Annotated in this window: 19 protein-coding genes; 7 read left to right on the top strand and 12 right to left on the bottom strand. The window is 63.8% G+C overall.

Annotation, left to right across the window (positions count from 1 at the left end; genetic code table 11):
- Positions 1 to 98: 98 nt before the first annotated feature.
- The 4 genes from MRBLMU1_RS16805 to MRBLMU1_RS16790 all read right to left on the bottom strand — a co-directional run bounded on the left by MRBLMU1_RS16805 (position 99) and on the right by MRBLMU1_RS16790 (position 5839).
- Positions 99 to 2777 carry a DNA topoisomerase III gene (locus MRBLMU1_RS16805; RefSeq protein WP_363503371.1) on the bottom strand — a complete coding sequence of 893 codons (2679 nt, stop codon included), beginning with the start codon at positions 2775 to 2777 and terminating at the stop codon, positions 99 to 101.
- Between the two features lie 272 nt (positions 2778 to 3049).
- Positions 3050 to 3514 (bottom strand): DUF494 family protein, encoded by a 465-nt coding sequence (locus MRBLMU1_RS16800; protein WP_363503369.1) that lies wholly within the window; start codon positions 3512 to 3514, stop codon positions 3050 to 3052.
- A gap of 79 nt (positions 3515 to 3593) precedes the next feature.
- Entirely contained in the window at positions 3594 to 4724 is a 1131-nt protein-coding gene (gene dprA / locus MRBLMU1_RS16795) for a DNA-processing protein DprA (RefSeq protein ID WP_363503367.1), read from the bottom strand.
- A gap of 8 nt (positions 4725 to 4732) precedes the next feature.
- Positions 4733 to 5839 carry a LysM peptidoglycan-binding domain-containing protein gene (locus MRBLMU1_RS16790; RefSeq protein ID WP_363503362.1) on the bottom strand — a complete coding sequence of 369 codons (1107 nt, stop codon included), beginning with the start codon at positions 5837 to 5839 and terminating at the stop codon, positions 4733 to 4735.
- 245 nt (positions 5840 to 6084) lie between these two features.
- On the opposite strand from MRBLMU1_RS16790, the gene def reads away from it, so the two are divergent.
- The 4 genes from def (at position 6085) to MRBLMU1_RS16770 (ending at position 8948) form a co-directional block, all read left to right on the top strand.
- A complete protein-coding gene (gene def / locus MRBLMU1_RS16785; RefSeq protein WP_363503360.1) occupies positions 6085 to 6627 on the top strand; it encodes a peptide deformylase in 543 nt (180 codons plus the stop codon).
- A gap of 16 nt (positions 6628 to 6643) precedes the next feature.
- The gene (gene fmt / locus MRBLMU1_RS16780) at positions 6644 to 7600 is read left to right on the top strand and encodes a methionyl-tRNA formyltransferase (RefSeq protein WP_363503358.1); all 957 of its coding nucleotides are present in this window, start codon (positions 6644 to 6646) and stop codon (positions 7598 to 7600) included.
- Between the two features lie 94 nt (positions 7601 to 7694).
- A complete protein-coding gene (locus MRBLMU1_RS16775; RefSeq protein WP_363503356.1) occupies positions 7695 to 8330 on the top strand; it encodes a nitroreductase family protein in 636 nt (211 codons plus the stop codon).
- A gap of 27 nt (positions 8331 to 8357) precedes the next feature.
- On the top strand, positions 8358 to 8948 hold the full coding sequence (locus MRBLMU1_RS16770; RefSeq protein ID WP_363503354.1) for a 2-hydroxychromene-2-carboxylate isomerase: 591 nt from the start codon (positions 8358 to 8360) through the stop codon (positions 8946 to 8948).
- On the opposite strand, the gene MRBLMU1_RS16765 is transcribed toward MRBLMU1_RS16770, so the two are convergent.
- Positions 8945 to 9862: a DUF2145 domain-containing protein gene (locus tag MRBLMU1_RS16765; RefSeq protein WP_363503352.1), complete on the bottom strand. Its 918-nt coding sequence runs from the start codon at positions 9860 to 9862 to the stop codon at positions 8945 to 8947. The genes MRBLMU1_RS16770 and MRBLMU1_RS16765 overlap by 4 nt on opposite strands.
- Before the next feature lie 6 nt (positions 9863 to 9868).
- Positions 9869 to 10324: a hypothetical protein gene (locus MRBLMU1_RS16760; RefSeq protein ID WP_363503350.1), complete on the bottom strand. Its 456-nt coding sequence runs from the start codon at positions 10322 to 10324 to the stop codon at positions 9869 to 9871.
- 258 nt (positions 10325 to 10582) lie between these two features.
- On the opposite strand from MRBLMU1_RS16760, the gene metH reads away from it, so the two are divergent.
- Complete coding sequence (gene metH / locus MRBLMU1_RS16755) at positions 10583 to 14356, top strand: methionine synthase (RefSeq protein ID WP_414646090.1); 3774 nt, start codon at positions 10583 to 10585, stop codon at positions 14354 to 14356.
- A gap of 64 nt (positions 14357 to 14420) precedes the next feature.
- On the opposite strand, the gene MRBLMU1_RS16750 is transcribed toward metH, so the two are convergent.
- On the bottom strand, positions 14421 to 14807 hold the full coding sequence (locus MRBLMU1_RS16750; protein WP_363503346.1) for a MerR family transcriptional regulator: 387 nt from the start codon (positions 14805 to 14807) through the stop codon (positions 14421 to 14423).
- Between the two features lie 87 nt (positions 14808 to 14894).
- Here MRBLMU1_RS16750 and MRBLMU1_RS16745 point away from each other — a divergent pair, with 87 nt between their 5' ends.
- Both MRBLMU1_RS16745 and MRBLMU1_RS16740 read left to right on the top strand, forming a co-directional pair.
- Positions 14895 to 15800, top strand: coding sequence for an alpha/beta fold hydrolase (locus MRBLMU1_RS16745; RefSeq protein WP_414646089.1), 906 nt, complete (start codon positions 14895 to 14897; stop codon positions 15798 to 15800).
- Positions 15801 to 15899: 99 nt separating this feature from the next.
- On the top strand, positions 15900 to 16283 hold the full coding sequence (locus MRBLMU1_RS16740) for an SPW repeat protein (RefSeq protein WP_363503344.1): 384 nt from the start codon (positions 15900 to 15902) through the stop codon (positions 16281 to 16283).
- Between the two features lie 137 nt (positions 16284 to 16420).
- On the opposite strand, the gene MRBLMU1_RS16735 is transcribed toward MRBLMU1_RS16740, so the two are convergent.
- The 5 genes from MRBLMU1_RS16735 to MRBLMU1_RS16715 all read right to left on the bottom strand — a co-directional run bounded on the left by MRBLMU1_RS16735 (position 16421) and on the right by MRBLMU1_RS16715 (position 20284).
- A complete protein-coding gene (locus tag MRBLMU1_RS16735; RefSeq protein WP_363503342.1) occupies positions 16421 to 17701 on the bottom strand; it encodes an EAL and HDOD domain-containing protein in 1281 nt (426 codons plus the stop codon).
- 88 nt (positions 17702 to 17789) lie between these two features.
- The gene (locus tag MRBLMU1_RS16730; protein ID WP_363503340.1) at positions 17790 to 18563 is read right to left on the bottom strand and encodes a class II glutamine amidotransferase; all 774 of its coding nucleotides are present in this window, start codon (positions 18561 to 18563) and stop codon (positions 17790 to 17792) included.
- A gap of 191 nt (positions 18564 to 18754) precedes the next feature.
- The gene (locus MRBLMU1_RS16725; protein ID WP_090316980.1) at positions 18755 to 19012 is read right to left on the bottom strand and encodes a BTH_I0359 family protein; all 258 of its coding nucleotides are present in this window, start codon (positions 19010 to 19012) and stop codon (positions 18755 to 18757) included.
- A 113-nt stretch (positions 19013 to 19125) separates the two neighbouring features.
- Complete coding sequence (locus MRBLMU1_RS16720) at positions 19126 to 19569, bottom strand: GTPase (RefSeq protein WP_363503338.1); 444 nt, start codon at positions 19567 to 19569, stop codon at positions 19126 to 19128.
- A 4-nt stretch (positions 19570 to 19573) separates the two neighbouring features.
- A complete protein-coding gene (locus MRBLMU1_RS16715; RefSeq protein WP_363503336.1) occupies positions 19574 to 20284 on the bottom strand; it encodes a response regulator in 711 nt (236 codons plus the stop codon).
- Positions 20285 to 20296 lie beyond the last annotated feature (12 nt).

Raw genomic sequence — 20296 nt, 5'->3', positions numbered from 1 at the left:
AATAAGTTAATAGTTTAATCCAAACCGGACCGAAGTCGATAAAAAAAAGACCGCGAAGTTACCTTCGACGGTCCTTTTTTATGCCAGCCTGCCGAAGCTTACTCGGCGGTCGCGGCGGCCTTCTTCGGCGCGGCCTTTTTAGCCGGCGCTTTCTTGGCGGCAGCCTTCTTGGCTGGCGCGGCCTTGGCGGCGGCGGCCTTCTTGGCCGGCGCTTTCTTGGCCGGCGCCGCTTCGGCGGCGGCGCCGTCGGCGCCCTCGTCCGCCACCGCTGCCGCTTTGCCCTTGGCCGGCGCCTTGGCCTTGCGTTCCTCGAACTCGAAGCTGATCTTGTTGTCCTTGCCCTTGACCAGGAAGGCCTTGAACGGACGGCGCGTGCGCTGCGAGACGAAGCCCGGCAGCAGATCGGTCTTGCCTTCGTTGATCAGCTTGGCCATCTGCTCGGGCAAGATCTCCTGCTGCAGAATGATGCGGCCGCTGCGGAAGTCGCACGTCTTCGGCTTGGCGACGCTGTTTTCGCAAACATACGCCAGACCCATCTCGTACACGCCGCCGGCGCACTTCGGACAAGGCCCCAACGGCGTCTGGCCGGTGAAGTCGACCGCTTCCGCGTCTTCCGAATCGTCGTTCTGGCCGAAGTCGAACTCCAGCTTAAAGTTCTTGATTTCCTCGTCGCGCACGATGCGCAGGATGGCCGCGAACGGACGTCCCATCTTCGAGCGGAAACCTTGCAGCGGACCGATGGTGCGTTCCTTGAGCAACTGCTCCACTTCCTCGATCTCGAACTGGCGGCTGCCCGGCGTTTTGCTCATCGAGAAATCGCACTTGGTGCAGGCGAAGCGGCGATAGTTCTCTTTGACCACGCTGGCGCAGTTCGGGCACGGCGTCGTCAGCGTGGCGTAATCGCCGGGGATCGTGTCGTTGTTGTATTCCTTGGCGCGCTTGACGATGACTTGCGTCATCTGGGCGATTTCACGCATGAATTCCTCGCGCGAGATCTTGCCCTTTTCCATCTGCGACAGCTTGTATTCCCATTCGCCGGTCAGCTCCGGCGCGGTCAGTTCGTTCACGCCCAGGCCGCGCAGCAACGTCATCAGCTGCGACGCTTTGGCGGTCGGCATCAATTCCCGCCCTTCGCGCAACAGATAGCGCTCGGTCAGCAAGCCTTCGATGGTGGCCGCGCGCGTCGCCGGCGTGCCCAGGCCCTTGCCGGCCATGGCGTCGCGCAGCTCGTCGTCCTCGACCAGCTTGCCGGCGCCTTCCATGGCGGACAGCAACGTCGCCTCGGTGTAGCGCGCCGGCGGCTTGGTGACCAGGCCGTTGGCGTTGACCTTGTCGGTGAGCACCTTCTCGCCCTTGGCGACCGGCACCAGGTTGCCGTTGGCGTTGCCTTCCTTGTCGTCGTCGGTCGACGCTTCCTTGCCGTAGATCGCCAGCCAACCCGGGTTGGTCATGACCTTGCCCTCGGTTTTGAACTGATGGCCGGACACTTCCGTATAACGGGTGGTGACCTGGAACTCGGCCGGCGGGAAGAACACCGCCATGAAGCGGCGCGTGACCAGGTCGTACAGCTTCTGTTCCGGCTCGGACAGGTTCTTCGGCGCGATCGTGGTCGGGATGATCGCGAAGTGATCCGAGATCTTGGTGTTGTCGAAGATGCGCTTGTTCGGCTTGACCCAGCCCTTGTCGAGGATCTGCTTGGCGAACTGGTGGTAGTTCGGGTTTTCCTTGACCGTTTCCAGCGCCTGCTGCACGGTCGGCATGTAGTCTTCCGGCAGGTGGCGCGAATCGGTACGCGGGTAGGTCAGCACTTTGTGTTTTTCGTACAGCGCCTGGGCCAGGCCCAGGGTGTTCTTGGCCGAGAAGCCGAAGCGCGAGTTGGCCTCGCGCTGCAGGCTGGTCAGGTCGAACAGCGCCGGCGCCATCGACGTGGTCGGCTTGGCTTCCTCGGTGACGATGCCCTGCTTGCCGCGGCAAGCCATGGCGATCGAGTCGGCGGCGGCCTTGCTCCACAGGCGCTCGGCGCGCTTCTCCGGATCGGTCTCGTCCTTCTTGAACTTGGTGTCGAGCCAGCGGCCTTCATACACGCCGGCGGCGCACACGAACTCGGCGCGCACTTCCCAGAAATCGCGGGCGACGAATTTCTTGATCTTCTCTTCGCGCTCGACCACGATCGACAAGGTCGGCGTCTGCACGCGGCCCACGGTGGTCAGGTAGAACCCGCCCTCTTTCGAGTTGAACGCGGTCATGGCGCGGGTGCCGTTGATGCCGATCAGCCAGTCCGCTTCCGAGCGGCAGCGCGCGGCGTCGGCCAGCGGCAGCATTTCCTCGTCGGAGCGCAGATGGGTGAAGCCTTCGCGGATCGCGCCGGGCGTCATCGATTGCAGCCACAGGCGCTTGACCGGTTGCTTGGCCTTGGCGTTCTGGGCGATCAAACGGAAGATCAACTCCCCTTCGCGGCCCGCGTCGCATGCGTTGATGAGGGTGGTGACGTCTTTACGCTTGATCAGCTTGTTCAGCACCTTGAGGCGCGCCTCGGTCTTGGCGATCGGATTGAGCGCGAAGTACGGCGGGATCATCGGCAGGTGCGCGAAGCTCCATTTGCCGCGTTTGACGTCGTGCTCTTCCGGCACGGCGATTTCCAGCAGGTGGCCGACGGCGGAGGACAGCACGTACTCGTCGGATTCAAAGTACTCATCGTGCTTGGTGAAGCCGCCAAGCGTCTTCGCGATGTCGTTCGCGACAGAAGGCTTCTCGGCGATGATGAGGGTTTTCGTCATATTTCGTATCTCGTTTTTTAACACTTGGGGTGGGTACAGCATGCGCATCATACATGGATCGCGCCGCAGTCTGCACTTTTGCGCCGCCGATGGCAAGGCCGGAGTGTGACAGTCTTGTCAAAGCGCAAATGATAAGCGGGTTGTCGGCAGGACTGCAAGCAAACCGCGCGGCGGATCAACGTGACATCTCGCCGACGCATGGCCAGGCAGCGGTGAATGTGTTGCTTTTTGGAACGGAGAACGGTCGCCGGCGGGCGCGCCGGCTGTTCTTATTAGTGCAGCAGGCGCGGCGCCTGGTCTTCGTCCGAGCCGAACAGGTCGTCGAACATCAGCGCGTCCGGTTCCTTGCCTTGGCTCCAGAGCAACATCAGCACGATGACCTTGAGCTTGCCGAGCGTGACCGGTGCCTCTTCGAGCGCCAGCGCCCGCTCGACAACGATTTCACGTTGCAGCGGAGACAAGACCTTGGCCGATTCCAGGAACTGGATGAAGCCGATCGCGGCGGTGCCGAGCACGTCCTGCTCCTCCTCGACGTAGAAGCGGGTGCCGGTCGAGGCGGCCGTCAGCGACTGCTCGACGCCGGCCATGGCCGTCAGGTCGTTGAGCCAGACCAATGCCTCGGAAATCTCGACATCGTCAAAACCAACAGCCGACAGCTTCTTGGCCAACGCAGCCGGTTCCGGGCAAGCATCGGGACGGTAATAAGTCTCGTAGAGATAAACAAGGATGTCGAACATGGCTCTACTCTATCAGTTAAAACAGATCGGACACAAGTACCGCACAGCTTGCCTGGCAGTTTGCCACTTCGTCAACTGTCTACCCACGCAACCGTTGAAACATTCCACCCGGCAAACGCTCCAGCAAACCGGCCAGTTCCAGCGCCAGCAACTGCCCCTGCAGCTCGGCGGCGGACTGTCCCAGCCTGACCGCCAAGGTGTCGGCGCGGGCCGGATGCTCGCCGATCGCGTCGAGCACCCGGTCGACGAAGCTGTCGTCGATCGCGGGCCGGGCGCCGGCCATGCCGTCGGTCGCCATTTGCATATCTTCCAGCACGTCGGCGGCCGTTTCGACCAGCTTGGCGCCCTCGCGTATCAAGCGGTGGCAACCCTTGGCCAGCGCCGCGTGGACCGAACCCGGCATCGCATACACGTCGCGCCCCTGGGAGATGGCCAGCCGCGCCGTGATCAGCGAGCCGGACTTGGCGGCCGCCTCCACTACCAGCACCCCGTGCGCCAACCCGCTGATGACGCGATTGCGGCGTGGAAAATTGTCGCGCAAGGGCGGTGTGCCGAGCGGGTACTCGCTGACGATACACCCCTCCTCGGCGATGCGGCGCGCGAGATTGCCGTTGCTGGCCGGATAGATGCGGTCGGCGCCGGTGCCGATCACGGCCACGGTGCCGCCGTCGCCGCACAGGCCGCCCGCGTGCGCGGCCGCGTCGATGCCCAGCGCCAGGCCGGAGACGATGGTCAGTCCCGCGTCCGCCAGCGCGTGCGCCATGCGCTCGGCGTTGAGCATGCCCTGGACGCTGGCGTTGCGCGAACCGACCACCGCCACCGATCTGCGCGTCAGCAGCTCGGCGCGGCCCTTGACGTAGAGCATCAGCGGCGCGGCGGCGATCTCGCGCAGCCGCGCCGGATAGTCGGGATGGTCCAGCGTCAGGAACAGATTGCCCGGCTGCCCGCGCCAGGCCAGCACCGCGTCGGCCTGGGCCGCCAGGGCGGCCGCTTCGGCGGGCGCTGGCGGCCGCAGCAGGGCGTCGGCCTGGTCGGGTTTGACCAGCGCCAGCAGTTGCTGCCGGCTGGCGTCGAAGATGGCTTGCGGCGAGCCCAGCCTGTCGAGCAGCCGGTGCGCGCTCAGCAGGCCGACGCCTTCGGTGCGCTCCAGGCGCAGCCAGGCGATCAGCGCGGGCGCCGTGGGAGGGGTGGGGGTTTCCGTGGCTTGCACGGCGGGGGTCACTCCGGCGACTTGGCGACGTCGCCCACTTCCACCGGCGCCGTCACCTGCATGATCAAGCCGTAGGAAATATGCTTGAACACGCGGAAGATAAACAGGCTGCCCACTTGCTCGTCCGGCAACCTGACCTGCTGTTCGCGCATCCCCAGCCAGCTCTTCGGCGCAGTGGAATCGCTCACAGTTCTTCCCGCATGGTACAGCTGCAGCACGGCGCCGACATCGAGTCCGTCAAGCTTTCCGCGATTAATACTGACCACCTGGTTCTGGCCGGCGTGCGTGACGCCGCCGTAGATGGCCATCACGCGCGACTCCACCCGTTGCTCGGGCGGATGGGGCACGTAGTTCTGCATCGGCATCGGCGGAATGGCGCGCAGTTGGTCGCCCTTGCCCATTTCCTCCTTGGCGCTGGCGACGACGAAGGTGTGCACATCGCTGCCGCTGGCCGGCTGCGCGGCGGCCTGCAATTTGAGCGTGCCTAGATAGAAGGCCTCGTGGCCGATCACCTGCTTGGTGACCGGGTCGCGCAGGGGATTGCCCGGCCGGAACACCTGGAACGAGGTATTGCCTTTGAGTTCGCCACGCACATACGCCTTGTCGTCCTTGCCGATGAACACATGGTCGTCCTGGGTGGCGACGATGCGCGGCGCGCCCGCGAGTTCGTCGTTTTCGATGATCAGCGGCTGGCTCAGGAAGGGTTCGATGACGCCGGCCGGTATCGACGGCACCGCGTCCTTGCCCAGGCCCTCGGTGCGCACGCCCGGCGAGCGGCGCTGGGTGGCCGGATCGTTGGCGTCGATCCTGTTGCCCAGCCGCAGGCGCCCCGCCGTGCGGTCGAACCAGATGATCTGGCCCGGATAGATCCAGTGCGGATTGGCGATTTCGTCGCGGTTCATGCCCCAGACGGTCGGCCAGCACCACGGCTGTTGCAGGAATTTACCGGAGATGTCCCACAGCGTATCGCCCCGGACCACCGTGTGCTGGTCGGGCGCATCGGCCCGGAACGCGCACTTGAGCGCGGCCGCCGCCGAGGCCGCCGGAGCCGCCACCACGCCGCAAAATAGAGCCGTCCATACTAAGCGGGTGCCGACTGTGCTAAAATTTTTCATTAGTAGGTCCGGTAGATGCGCTAGCAACCAGCGCCGGCACACAACAGCAAGCAGTCTCCTTATCAGAGGATAAGGTTGCTAATTTGAATCAAATTCTGCCCATAAAACCCTGAACTAGCAAGCGAAACCGCGCTACGGCAAGCAGCGCGGCTGTTGCATTTTTGGTGGGGGAAATCGCCGCGGCAACCGTCTTCCAGGGCCGCGCGTTATCAAGGCAATCACATAGTTATCAACACAGTACAGACATGGCCATCTTAAATATTCTGCGTTACCCCGACCCACGCCTGCACAAGGTCGCCAAGCCAGTCACCGTCTTCGACGAGCGCCTGGAGAAATTGGTCGCCGACATGGCCGAGACCATGTACGACGCGCCCGGCATCGGCCTGGCCGCCTCGCAGGTCGACGTGCACGAACAACTGGTCGTCATCGACATCACCGAGACCAAGGACGCGCTGGTGGCCTACATCAACCCGGAAATCATCTGGGCCAGCGACGAGAAGCAGGTCTACGACGAAGGCTGCCTGTCGGTGCCGGGCGTCTACGACGGCGTCGAACGCCACGCCAGGATCAAGGTGCGCGCGCTCGACGTCAAGGGCCAGCCGTTCGAGGTCGAAGCCGACGGCCTGCTGGCCGTCTGCATCCAGCACGAGATGGACCACCTGCTGGGCAAGGTCTTTGTCGAATACCTGTCGCCGCTCAAGCGCAACCGCATCAAGACCAAGATGATCAAGGAAGAACGCGGCCTCGAGCGCGAAGCGCAACTGCGCGCGCAGGGCCGCCGGTACTGAGCATGAAAGCCTACGCATGAAAGTCATCTTCGCCGGCACCCCGGAATTCGCCGCCGTGGCGCTGCAAGCACTGCATGAGGCCGGCTTCGAAATCCCGCTGGTCCTGACCCAGCCCGACCGCCCCGCCGGTCGCGGCATGCATCTGCAACCGTCGGCCGTCAAGCAATACGCGGTCGCGCACGGCATCGAGGTGCTGCAGCCGCTGTCGCTGCGCACCGACAGCAAGGACCCGCAACGCGCCGGGGAGGCGCTGGCCGCCCACGCGCGCCTGCTGTCGACGCCGTACGACGTCATGGTGGTGGCCGCCTACGGCCTGATCCTGCCGCGCAGCACGCTTGACATCAAACCCTGCCTCAACATCCACGGCTCGCTGCTGCCGCGCTGGCGCGGCGCCGCGCCGATCCACCGCGCCATCGAGGCCGGCGACGAGGAAACCGGCATCACCATCATGGAGATGGAGGAAGGCCTGGACACCGGCCCGATGCTGCTGACCGAGCGCGTCGCCATCGGCGAGCGCGACACCACCGGCATGGTGCACGACAAGCTGGCCGCGCTGGGCGGCAAGATGATCGTCGAGGCGCTGCGCAAGATGGAACACAACCAGCTCGAAGCGGTCACGCAGCCGGAGGAAGGCGTCACCTACGCCGCCAAGATCAGCAAGGAGGAGGCCGCGCTGGACTTCGGCATGTCCGCCGTCGAGATCGGCCGCAAGATCCGCGCCTTCAATCCCTTCCCCGGCGCGCACGCCACGGTCAACGGCGTCAACGTCAAGCTGTGGGGCGCCGAAGTGATGGCGGCCGACAGCAAAACGCCGGCCGGCCAGGTGCTGGCGGCCGACGCGCAACACGGCATCGTGGTCGCCTGCGGCACCGGCGCGCTGCGCTTGACGGAGCTGCAAAAACCGGGCGGCAAGCGCCTGCCGGCCGCCGAGTTCATCAAGGGTTTCCCGCTGGAGAACCTTACTTTCGAGTAAGATTCGGGCGGGTTTAAGCAAGCTCTTGGATTGCACGTTATGATGGTTCCCCGCTTCCAGCCTCGCCTGGAAGCACTTTAGACAGGAGCCCTACATGACCGATTTGACCGACAAGCTGCACTGGCGCTACGCCACCAAGAAATACAATCCTTCCAAGAAAGTGGATACCGACAAGCTCGAGCGCATCCTCGAAGCGGTGCGCCTGGCACCGACCTCCAGCGGCCTGCAGCCGTTCGAGGTGTTCGTCGTTGAAAACCCGGAATTGCGCGCCAAGATCCGCGAAGTCGCCTGGGGCCAGTCGCCGGTGACGGAAGCGTCGCACCTGCTGGTGTTCGCCGCCTGGGACGACATCACCGAAGAACGCATCGACATGATGTTCGACCTGACCAACGAACAGCGCGGCACCGTCAACGAGGGCTGGGAAGCCTACCGCGCCAAATTGAAAGGCATCGTCGCCGCGCGCGGCCAGTCGGGCAACTACGAATCGGCCGCCCGCCAGACCTACATCGCGCTGGGCGTGGCGCTGGTCGCGGCAGCGTTTGAGGGCGTCGACAGCACGCCGATGGAAGGCTTCGATCCGGCCGCCGTCGACAACATCCTGTCGCTCAAGGAGCGCAACCTGCGCAGCGTCGTGATACTGCCGCTCGGCTACCGCGAACCCGAAGGCGACTGGCTGGAAGGCCTGAAGAAGGTGCGCCGTTCGCGCGAGAAGCTGGTGACGGTCCTGTAACACTCCGAGCAAGGAAGGGGACATCATATGCCCATCGAATTCTGGTTCGACTTCGCCAGCAATTACAGCTACCTGAGCGTGATGCGCATCCGCCAACTCGTCCCCGATGGCGTAGTCTGGCGCCCCTTCCTGCTCGGCCCCATCTTCAAGGACGCGGGCTGGAACACCTCCCCCTTCGTCCTGCAAAAAGACAAAGGCGCCTACGTCTGGCAGGACATGCCGCGCCAATGCGCCAAGTACGGCCTGCCCTGGCGCCAACCATCCGAATTCCCGCGCAATTCGATGCTCGCCGCCCGCGTCGGCATCCTGTGCGAAGACCAGCCATGGATGACGGACTTTTGCGAGCGCGCGATGCTGGCCAATTTCGCCGACGACCGCGACATCGCCAGTGCCGACTGCATCGCCGACATCCTGTCGGCCCTCGGCCAGGACGCCGGCGCCATCCTGCGCGAGGCCCAAACCGACGACAACAAAGCCCGCCTGCGCGCGCGCACCGAACAAGCCAGGGCGCGGCACATCTTCGGCGCCCCGACCTTCATGGTCGGCGACGCGATGTTCTGGGGGAATGACCGATTGGATGACGCGATCGCCCACGCACAGCGCGACGTCCGGTCCTAATCCAACCGCACCACGCGATCGCCCTCTTCCGGCTTGCAGCCGTCGGCGATCGGCGTCCAGCCACGCCGGACGACGATGCGCCGATCGTCATGGCAAAGCTCCACGCGCTCGCTGGCCGGGAAACGCGCCCGCACAAAAGTCTCTATCGTCGACGGCAGGCTGACCCGCAGCTTCATCTCCGCCACATCCCGCTCCGGATGATCGCTCAAATGCACCAGCGGCACGAAGTACGACGCCAGCATCAGCAGCCGTGAATTGACATCGACCGGCTCCGGCGCATACCCCTGCCCGCGCAGCCAATCCTGCGCCCTCTCGCGCAGATCGCCGCCATCGGGCAGATCGCCCCAGCCGGCGGCCAGCATCTCCATCACCCACTGATTACAGTTTTGGTAGCGCGTGCTGTAAGCGTAGGCATTCGCGCTGTATCGCGCGGCCAGCATATGCTGCACGCGCGGCCGGTCCAGCAAGGCCGGGCGCAGGGCCAGCACCGATTCCGGCGGCAGCCGTACGATGCTCAGGTAGCCCACTTTGGGATCGTCGGTGCCCATGGCGAAACCGGCCAGGCCCTGATCGAAAATGCGCGGCCGGCTCTCATCGCAGGCGTAGTACAACTGGCGCGCCGACCACACGCCCTCCTCCGAGCGCCACGCCAGCGACGCATGCGAATAGCGGATGCCGAAACGCGACAAGTCCAGACCGGAGCGGCTGACCAGCGCCACACTGTCGCCGCCGCCCGCCAGTTCCTCGCGCAGCACGCCGGCGAAGCGCAGCAGGCGATCCTGCTCGGCCGCCGTCAGCGGCTGCGCGCGGTCGCAAAAGCGTGACGAGTTGGAAGCGCCGGCGTGCGCCGCGCCGGACGCGCCCAACACGGCGCACGCCAGCAGCAGCGGCGCCAGCGCGCGCAAGGTCTTCACCAACGTTTAAAGCGTGACCGGACGCGAAGCCAGTTCGCTGTACCACTCGTCGGCCAGCACCAGATAGAACGGCTGGCGCGTGTCGCCGCGACCGAACTCGATGCCGTAGACGCGGTTTTGCGCATACATCTTGTCGCCGGCCGCCAGTTGCTGCTGCTCGAAGGTCGCCTGCGGCATGTCCAGCACGATGCGTTCGTCCGGATTATCGGCCTGCAGGGTCAGGCGGGTGCGGCCCGCGCGGTCCGGCGTCTGCGCGATCTGGATGATGCGGTAGTCGCCATCGGCCACCTTGCGGTCGCCCTTGGAGCTGTCGCTGGAACCGGACAGGGAATCGGAGACGCTGCCGCTTGACGCGGAACCGGCGCTGGAGGCCGACGAGGCGAAACTTTCGGCATTGGCGCCCAGCGCCAGGGTCAACGCGCCGACGGCGGCGATGCTGCGAAATGCGAAGGAGATGGACATCAAGAATTCCTTTATTTACGAACGGGAAGTATAAATGCTTCCCTCTGTCTGCAAACACAAAAGTTCAAAAGTGAACCGATATGTACAGTATTTGGCGGCTGAAAAACATTGTCAACCGAATTTCTGTTGCTGGGACGCAGCGGTTGCCTGAAGCTTATTCAGGGATGCCGTATAATTTTAGACCGGCGACCGCTCTCGTCCGCCGCGCCCTCCGATCAAAGAAAGTAATAGATGAACAACTCCGTGTCCCATACCGTCATGTCCAAGACCGATGCCCAGCTGCGCGAAATCCTGGCGCGCCGCATCATGATCCTCGATGGCGCGATGGGCACGATCATCCAGCAGTACAAGCTCGACGAGACAGCCTACCGTGGCGGCCCCACCGGACGCTTCATCGACTTCGCCGCGCCGGCCGACAGCGGCGCGCGCGAGCTGTTCGTCAAGGGCAACAACGAGCTGCTGACGTTGACGCAGCCGCACGTGATCCAGGAAATCCACGAGCGCTACCTGGCCGCCGGCGCCGACCTGATCGAAACCAACACCTTCGGCGCCACCACGATCGCCCAGGACGACTATCACATGGCCCACCTGGCCTACGAGATGAACCTGCAGGCGGCCAGGCTGGCGCGCGCCGCGTGCGACAAGTACAGCAGCGCCGACAAACCGCGCTTCGTCGCCGGCGCCCTCGGGCCGACGCCGAAGACCGCGTCGATCTCGCCGGACGTCAACGACCCGGCCGCGCGCAACATCACCTTCGACCAACTGGTCGAGGCCTACCTCCAGCAGACCACCGCGCTGGTCGAGGGCGGCGTCGACGTGCTGCTGGTCGAAACCATCTTCGACACCCTGAACTGCAAGGCCGCGCTGTTCGCGATCGACAAATTCTATGCCGGGAACCCGGGCCTGCCGCGCCTGCCGCTGATGATCTCCGGCACCGTCACCGACGCCTCCGGGCGCATCCTGTCCGGCCAAACCGTGCCGGCGTTCTGGAACTCGGTGCGCCACGCCAAGCCGCTGACGATCGGCCTCAATTGCGCGCTCGGCGCGGCGCTGATGCGCCCCTACGCGCAGGAACTGTCGCAGATCGCCGACACCTTCGTCTGCATCTACCCGAACGCCGGCCTGCCCAACCCGATGAGCGACACCGGCTTCGACGAGCTGCCGTCCGACACCTCGGCGCTGCTGCGCGAGTTCGCCGACGCCGGCTTCGTCAACATCGCCGGCGGCTGCTGCGGCACCACGCCGGACCACATCAAGGCCATCGGCGAAATGCTCGCCACCACCGCGCCGCGCGCGGTGCCGGAGGTGCCGGTGGCGCAGCGCCTGTCGGGCCTTGAGCCGTTCACGATCGACGAGAGCTCGCTGTTCGTCAACGTCGGCGAGCGCACCAACGTCACCGGCTCGAAGGCGTTCGCGCGCATGATCTTGAACGAGCAGTACGACGAGGCGCTGTCGGTGGCGCGCCAGCAGGTGGAAAACGGCGCCCAGGTCATCGACATCAACATGGACGAGGCGATGCTGGACTCGCAGGCGGCGATGACGCGCTTCCTGAACCTGATCGCGTCGGAGCCGGACATCTCGCGCGTGCCGATCATGATCGACTCGTCGAAATGGTCGGTGATCGAGGCCGGCCTCAAATGCGTGCAGGGCAAATCGATCGTCAATTCGATCTCGATGAAGGAAGGCGAGGAGGAGTTCATCCGCCAGGCGCGCCTGTGCCTGAGCTACGGCGCCGCCGTCATCGTCATGGCCTTCGACGAGAAAGGCCAGGCCGACACCTTCGAGCGCAAGATCGAGATCTGCGAGCGCGCCTACAAGCTGCTGGTGAACACGGTCGGCTTCCCGCCGGAAGACATCATCTTCGACCCGAACATCTTCGCCATCGCCACCGGCATCGAGGAGCACAACAACTACGCGGTGGACTTCATCAACGCCACCCGCTGGATCAAGGAGAACCTGCCGCACGCGAAGATCTCGGGCGGCGTCTCCAACGTCTCGTTCTCGTTCCGCGGCAACGACCCGGCGCGCGAGGCGATCCACACCGTGTTCCTGTACCACGCGATCAAAGCCGGCATGACGATGGGGATCGTCAACGCCGGCATGGTCGGCGTCTACGACGACCTGCCGGCCGAACTGCGCGAACGCGTCGAGGACGTGGTGCTGAACCGCCGCGACGACGCCACCGAGCGCATGATCGACATCGCCGGCACGCTGAAGGCCGGCGCCGGCAAGCAGGACGCGCAGAACCTGGAATGGCGCAACGCCCCGGTTGAAAAGCGCCTGGCGCACGCGCTGGTGCACGGCATCACCCAGTTCATCACCGACGACACCGAGGAAATGCGCCAGCAGGTATTGGCCGCCAATGGCCGTCCGATCCACGTGATCGAAGGCCCGCTGATGGACGGCATGAACATCGTCGGCGACCTGTTCGGACAGGGCAAGATGTTCCTGCCGCAGGTGGTCAAATCGGCGCGCGTGATGAAGCAGGCCGTGGCCCACCTGATTCCGTACATCGAAGAGGAAAAGCTGGCCGAGGAAAAGCGCACCGGCATCGTCGCCAAACCGAAGGGCAAGATCGTCATCGCCACCGTCAAGGGCGACGTCCACGACATCGGCAAGAACATCGTCTCGGTGGTCCTGCAGTGTAATAACTTCGAGGTCGTCAACATGGGCGTGATGGTGCCCTGCTCCGAGATCCTGGCGCGCGCCAAGCTGGAAAACGCCGACATCATCGGCCTGTCCGGCCTGATCACGCCGTCGCTCGAGGAGATGGCCTACGTCGCCAAGGAGATGCAGCGCGACGAGCATTTCCGCATGTTGAAAATCCCGCTGCTGATCGGCGGCGCCACCACCAGCCGCGCCCACACCGCCGTCAAGATCGCCCACAACTACGAGGGTCCTGTGGTGTACGTGCCGGACGCCTCGCGTTCGGTGTCGGTGGCGCAGTCGCTGCTGACGCCCGAAAGCCGCCAGCAGTACATCGACGACATCGCCCAGGACTACGTGCGCATCCGCGAGCAGCACGCCAACAAGAAAGCGCTGCCGATGCTGTCGCTCAAGGACGCGCGCGCCAACAAGATGAAGCTGTCCTTCGACGGCGCGAGCGCGCCGGTCAAGCCGAAGTTCATCGGCCGCCGCGAGTTCAAGAACGTCGACCTGGCCACCATCGCGCGCTACATCGACTGGGGCCCGTTCTTCCAGACCTGGGACCTGGCCGGCCCGTTCCCCGCCATCCTGACCGACGAAGTGGTCGGCGAGGCGGCCACCAAGGTGTTCGAGGAAGGCCAGGCGCTGCTGAAGAAAGTCATCGACGGCCGCTGGCTGACCGCCAACGGCGTCATCTCGCTGCTGCCGGCAAACACCGTCAACGACGACGACATCGAGATCTACACCGACGACACCCGCAGCACGGTCGACTTCACGTATTACGGCCTGCGCCAGCAGGGCGTCAAGCCGGTGGTCGACGGCGTGCAGCGGCCGAACCAGTGCCTGTCCGACTTCATCGCCACCAAAGAATCGGGCGTGAAGGATTACATCGGCATGTTCGCCGTCACCGCCGGCCTGGGCATCGAAAAGTACGAGAAGCGCTTCGAGGATGCACACGACGACTACTCGTCGATCATGCTCAAATCGCTGGCCGACCGCCTGGCCGAGGCCTTCGCAGAATACCTGCACGAGCGCGTCCGCAAGGACCTGTGGGGCTACGCGGCGGGAGAAGATCTGAGCAACGATGACATGATCGCCGAGAAGTACGCCGGCATCCGTCCGGCGCCGGGCTACCCGGCCTGCCCGGAGCACACGGTCAAGCGCGACATGTTCAAGACCATGCAGGCCGAAGAGATCGGCATGGAACTGACCGAATCGTTCGCCATGTATCCGGGCGCGGCCGTCTCCGGCTTCTACTTCGCCCATCCGGAATCGAAGTACTTCGTGGTCGGCAAAATCGGCGAAGACCAACTGGCCGACATGGCCGCGCGCCGCAACGTCGACAAGGCCGAGCTGGAGCGCTGGCTGGCGCCGAACCTGTCTTAAACGCAACTCCGGGGTCAGGTCCACCATTTCTACACGGACTGGACATTGAGCCCGGCGCCGCGCGCTAATCGAGCGGAGGAATGGTGCCCTCGGCCAACGTTTTAAGCAGGCGCGCGCGGCGCCGCTCCAGCTCCGCGATCTGTTTTTCAATCGACGCCAGCCGCTTGCGCTGCGCTTCGGTGGTCTCGCTGCACGCCGCAGCGCCTTCTATCATCAACATACAATCGGGAAACGAACGGATCTCCGCCAGGCTGAATCCGCTCGCGATCATGCGCTGGATCTGCTTCACCTGGGTGACGGCCGCAGGTGGGAAAACCCGGTAGCCGTTGCTGGCGCGCAGCGATTTGAGCAGCCCGTGATCGTCATAGTGGCGGATCGAGCGCACGCTGGCGCCGGTGGCGCCGGCCAGCTTGCCGATGCTGAGCGGCTCGGAATGGTTTGCTTTGGTCATGCGAACAGGATAGCATTTTCCGCTTGACCCTGACACCGGCGTGAGGGTTGACACTACGCGCTCCCGATCAACTTTTGGAGCCGCGCCATGACCCTCTTCCAGTCAATACTTCCCTTGCTGCGCGCCATGCTGCTCGCCTGCGCGCTGGCCGCCGCGTCGTCCGCCCAGGCCGAAACAAAAACCTATACCGTCGCCGCGCCGGACGGCGTCACGCTGGCCGTGCGCGAATCCGGCGATCCGCAAGGCGCCCCGGTAATCTTCATCCACGGCCTGCTGGGCAGCACCCTCAACTGGGAAGCGCAAGTGGGCGATCCACGGCTGCAACGCTACCGGCTGATCAGCTACGACATGCGCGGACACGGGCTGTCCGGCAAGCCGGCCGATGCCGAAGCGTACAGCGACGGACGACGCTGGGCGGACGATCTGCAAGCCGTCATCAAGTCGTCGCGGGCGGCCAGGCCGGTGCTGGTCGGCTGGTCGCTGGGCGGCGCGGTCATCTCGAATTATCTGGCGGCGTACGGGGATGGCGCGATCGCCGGCGCGGTGTACGTCGATGGCGTGATCGAACTCAAACCGGAGCAGATCGTCGCCCACCCCGAGGTCTACCGCGACCTGAACGCGCCGGACTTGAAGACGCACCTGGATGCGGTGCGCGATTTCCTGCGGCTGTGCTTCCACACCCAGCCCGCCGCGCCCGACTTCGAGCGCCTGCTGGCCAACGCCGCCGTGGCCTCCTGGGACATGCAGCGCGCGGTCCAGTCGATGAAGGTCGACGTCGCCGGCGGCCTGGGCAAGGCCAAGGTGCCGGTGCTGCTGATCTACGGCGCCCAGGACGCGCTGGTCAAGACGCGGCCGTCGATCGCCAGGGCGGCCGAAGTGAATCCGCGTATCCGCAGCAAGCTATATGACGCCTCGGGCCACGCGCCGTTCCTCGAGGAGGCGGACCGGTTCAACCGCGATCTGTCCGGCTTCATCGACGGCCTGAAACGCTGAGCGGCACGCCGGTCCAGGTTTGGGCAACGTTGAACTTTTAAGAACGCCAACGGACTAAGAAAGTAAGCCGTCATTCGGCGGGATACTAGGGAGGAAAGTATGGCAACTACATCCAACACGTCCGCCAGGCGCTGGCAGGACCAGCTGATCCTGTTACTGGGCTTGTGGTTCTTTATCACACCCTGGGTGTTCGGCTATCCGATACCGTCGCTGCAGGCATGGACCGCATTTATTTCCGGCGCGGTGATCGCGCTGTTGGCGGCGTTCGATCTGTACAAGACTTACTTCTGGGCCGTGACGATCAACCTGCTGTTGGGGATATGGGTGGCGGTATCGCCGTGGGTGCTGGGGCTGGCCGGCGACGTCGAGTTGACGTGGAACTCGGTGATCGTCGGCGTCGCGGTGGCGGTGCTGGCGCTGTGGGAGATGCGCACCGATCCGGAGCTGGTCAAGCATTGGCCGGGGGCCGGGCACGCGACGTAGGGCGGATTAGCGCAGCGTAATCCGCCAATGCATGCTCCGTCGGCGACGCATGCATGGCGGATTACGGCGTGCCGCCTAATCCGCCCTACGTGGTTCCGAGGTGATTGAGAATTTCCCTCAAGGGCTGATAACAACCTTCACAGCGCGTACCGCACCACGTTGTCGCTCCACTCGAACGCGGCCAGCTCCAGCTCCACCAACTCGTCGGTGGACATCGCCAGATTGCGCAGCGCGGGGACGATGTGCTCGTCCATCTCTTCGATGCGCTCGATGCATTCGGCCAGCTTGAGCAGGTCGCCGTAGAAGCCGTCGCGATACAGCAGCGCTTGCGAAACGTCGTCGTTGACCGGTATCTGCGCCAGGATGTCCGCCATCGGCATGCCGAACAAGGTATCCATCAACGACATGATGCCGACGGTGAAGGCGATATCGGCGACGTGGCGCTGACTCGGCCGCAGCTTGCTGGCCAATAGTTCCAGCAGGCGGCCGCGCGTGGTCGCCAGCATCAACAACGGCGTCATGCTGTGACCGCGCTTGCTCGGTTCGGCATATAACATGATCTGCAGCCAGCGCTGCAACTGGCGCCGGCCCAGCAAGGTCACCGCCTGGCTCAGCGAATCGATGCGCTGGCGCGCGCCCACCGCCGGGGTATTCACCAGCCGCAGCAGATTGAGCGCCAGCGAGACGTCGCGCTTGATCGCGCGCTCGATATCGATATTGTCGGCGTCCGACGTCACCAGGGTCATCAACTCCATCACCGCCAGCTGCGACGGCGACAGCTTCTTGCCGCTCATGATGACCGGCCGCGAGAAGTAATAACCCTGGAAATAATCGAACTCCAGGTCCAGCGCGTTCTTGAATTCCTCGCGGGTTTCGACCTTCTCCGCCACGAGTTTCTTTTTCTGCTGGCGGAAGCGCGGCGCCAGCTTCATCAAGATCGACAGCGGCGTGCTGCGCATGTCCATTTTGACGTACTCGATCCACGGCAGCAGCGCGCCGACGGTCTCGCTCTCGCCGCTGACATCGGCGAGCGCAAAGCGGAAACCCTGGCCGGCCAATTCCTCCACACGCGCCAGCAATCGCGGCGTGACCGGCTCGGTGGCGCAAATCTCCAGCACCATTTTTTCACGCGGCAGGAAGGAAAAAATGTCGGTCATGATGACGTCGGCGTCGACATTGACGAAACCGAGCGCGTCGCCGACGGTCTTTTCCATGCCCAGCTGCGACGCGTGGGCGATCACCGCCGCCGTCGCCGACAGCTCGGTGGTGATGTGGGCCGGGCCAACCGGAGCATTACGGAAAAGCAATTCATAACCGAACAGGTTCTGGTTACGGTCGAGGATCGGCTGGCGTCCCAGATAGAATTCGCGCACGCGCAGATTGCGCGGGCCGGCGTCATGTTGGGAGAGATCGATCATTGCTTCTGCCATTCTTGTCAGGGAGCGAATATTTCGCTGTACTAAGATTTTGACAGCAATAATCCCGACTGTCTTGACAATTTAGCGTTTAATCAATCGCTTGTGGCACACCGTCGATAAAAAGCTTCAGTTCGCCGCTGGCAAATGCTGTCCATTGTTCATTGGTCGTTAGCGGTTGGGTAACGATAATCGCCACCCGGTCGTTGGGCGTGGTCACCTGGGAAAAATCGACGCTGACATCCTCGTCGGACAGCTTGGCGGTGTCGAACGGATATTTGCGCACCAGATAGAACAGGTTGGTCGAGCAATGGGCGAACAGTTCGCCGCCGGACGATAGCAGCATATTGAAGGTGCCGTGGGCGGCGATTTCGTCGACCAGCGCGCCCAACGCCGCCCGCAATTCCGCCAGCGCCGGACGCTGTTCGCCGAAACGGGCGCGCAACTGCTGCAGAATATAGCAAAACGCCCGCTCGCTATCCGTGTTGCCGACCGGGCGGAAGGCGCCGTTCAGCAACGGATGGAATTCCTTGAGGTCGCCGTTATGGGCGAAGACCCAATACTGCCCCCACAACTCGCGCACGAACGGGTGGCAGTTCTCCAGCGCGACCTGGCCCTGCGTCGCCTTGCGGATATGCGCGATGACATTGGTGGATTTGATCGGATAGCGCTTGATCAGCTCGGCGATCGGCGAGGCGATGGCCGCCTGGTGATCGACGAAGTGGCGCACGCCGGCGCCTTCGAAGAAGGCGATGCCCCAGCCGTCATGGTGGGTGTCGGTATGGCCGCCGCGCATGGCGAAGCCGGTAAAACTGAACACGATGTCGGTCGGGACATTGCAGTTCATGCCGAGTAGCTGACACATTATTTCTTATCTCTTCTAGCGATTAACTTGCGACTGACAATATAACAGGGAGGACGACATCCTCTTCGCCTATTCGATCACCGGCACTACCGGGGGCATCCGAACAAGACCAACCACAAAAGTGAACAGGGCGGATCACCGTAAGGTGACCCGCCCTGTGATTCAAACGAGCGACTAAACGACCCTAGCCGTCAGTGCAACAGCACCGGATGGCTCATGAGTTCGTCGTAACTGCCTAAAAATTCATCAATCTCGGCCATAGTCGGCTCGCCGGCGATCAGTTCGTTGACGTCGCGGCGGAAGTTCTGTGCCAGGATGCCGTTGATAAAAATCTCCCGCTTGCCGCCTTTGTCGACGATTTCATAGCCGCCAAAGCGCAATGCATCCAGACTACGATCGGCGCCGAATTCGACAACGCTGTATTGCTCGCTGTTATAGATGAGGTTCATTTTGCTTCCTTTCTCCAGGGGCGAAACACTGCTTGGTTTCACTTCACTACCCACATGGGGTTCAAAGTGGACGATTCAAGTCTAAAGAACAGGACCCGATCTGCAGGCAGGGCTTAGGCCGCGATGTCGGATTGCAAATCTAGCAAGTCGCCGTACGGGGGCTCGGACAGCCATGCACGCAGCAGTTCGAGGTGTTCAGCAGTGGCCAGACTAATGTAGAGCCGCGCCGGTGGATGACGCAGCACACGATTCAATGTTACTCGCAAAACGAGATTCCCGCTGCAATGGAGACAGCCTGGGGCAATTCGCAACACTTTTGGAACAGGAGCAACACCGAGGGGACCGTCGGCGGGGTCGAAGGCGAGCGCCGAACCGCCGTCCGACAAGCCTTCCAGAATAATAACGGTGGGCAATTCCATGCCACCGTCGGGCCCATCATCATGGGCCAAGCGCGCGGCGATGGCCGCCTCGCGCGCGCCGGCGCGGGCGCCGGTCACCAGCCACGTCGGCACCGGCGCCCGGACGGCGGCGCCGGCGGAGACGTCCACACCGCTCACGGCGTCAGACGTTTTTCTTGGCCAGCTTGCCCGGCTCCACGCCCAGCTGCTTGAGCTTGCGGTACAGGTGGGTGCGCTCGAGGCCGGTTTTCTCGGCCACGCGCGTCATGCTGCCGCCTTCACGGCCCAGATGATGTTCGAAGTACATGCGCTCGAAGGCGTCGCGCGCCTCGCGCAGCGGCAGGTCGAACGACAGGTTGAACATGTGGTTGTCGGCGCCGGCGATGGTGGCGCCGCCGCGCACCGCGATCGCGGCGGCGGGGTTGGGCGGATTGAAGCCGGCGCTGGGCGCCTCCTCCTGCTGGACCGCCGCCGGACGCGGCGCCAGCACCGGCGCGCGCACCGTTTCCTGCGCCCGCGTCAGGCCCTGCTGAACCGCCTTGAGCAGCTTTTGCAGCGCGATCGGCTTCTCCAGGAAATTGAGCGCGCCGATGCGCGTGGCCTCGACTGCCGTATCGATAGTCGCATGGCCGGACATCATGATCACGGGCATGGTCAGCAAGCCGTCGCGCTGCCATTCCTTGAGCAAGGTGACGCCATCGGTATCCGGCATCCAGATATCGAGCAGCACCAGATCCGGCGCGCCGCCGGCGCGCGCTTCGCGTGCCTGCTGGGCGTTCTCGGCCAGCTGTATTGCGTGTCCCTCGTCGCTCAAGATTTCCGAGAGCAACTCGCGGATACCCATCTCATCGTCCACTACCAGAATGTTTGCCATCTTCCCTTGCCT

This window comes from Burkholderia sp. LMU1-1-1.1, assembly GCF_040675865.1.
Taxonomy (GTDB): Bacteria; Pseudomonadota; Gammaproteobacteria; order Burkholderiales; family Burkholderiaceae_D; genus Rugamonas.
This window is presented reverse-complemented; position numbering and strand designations above follow the sequence as displayed.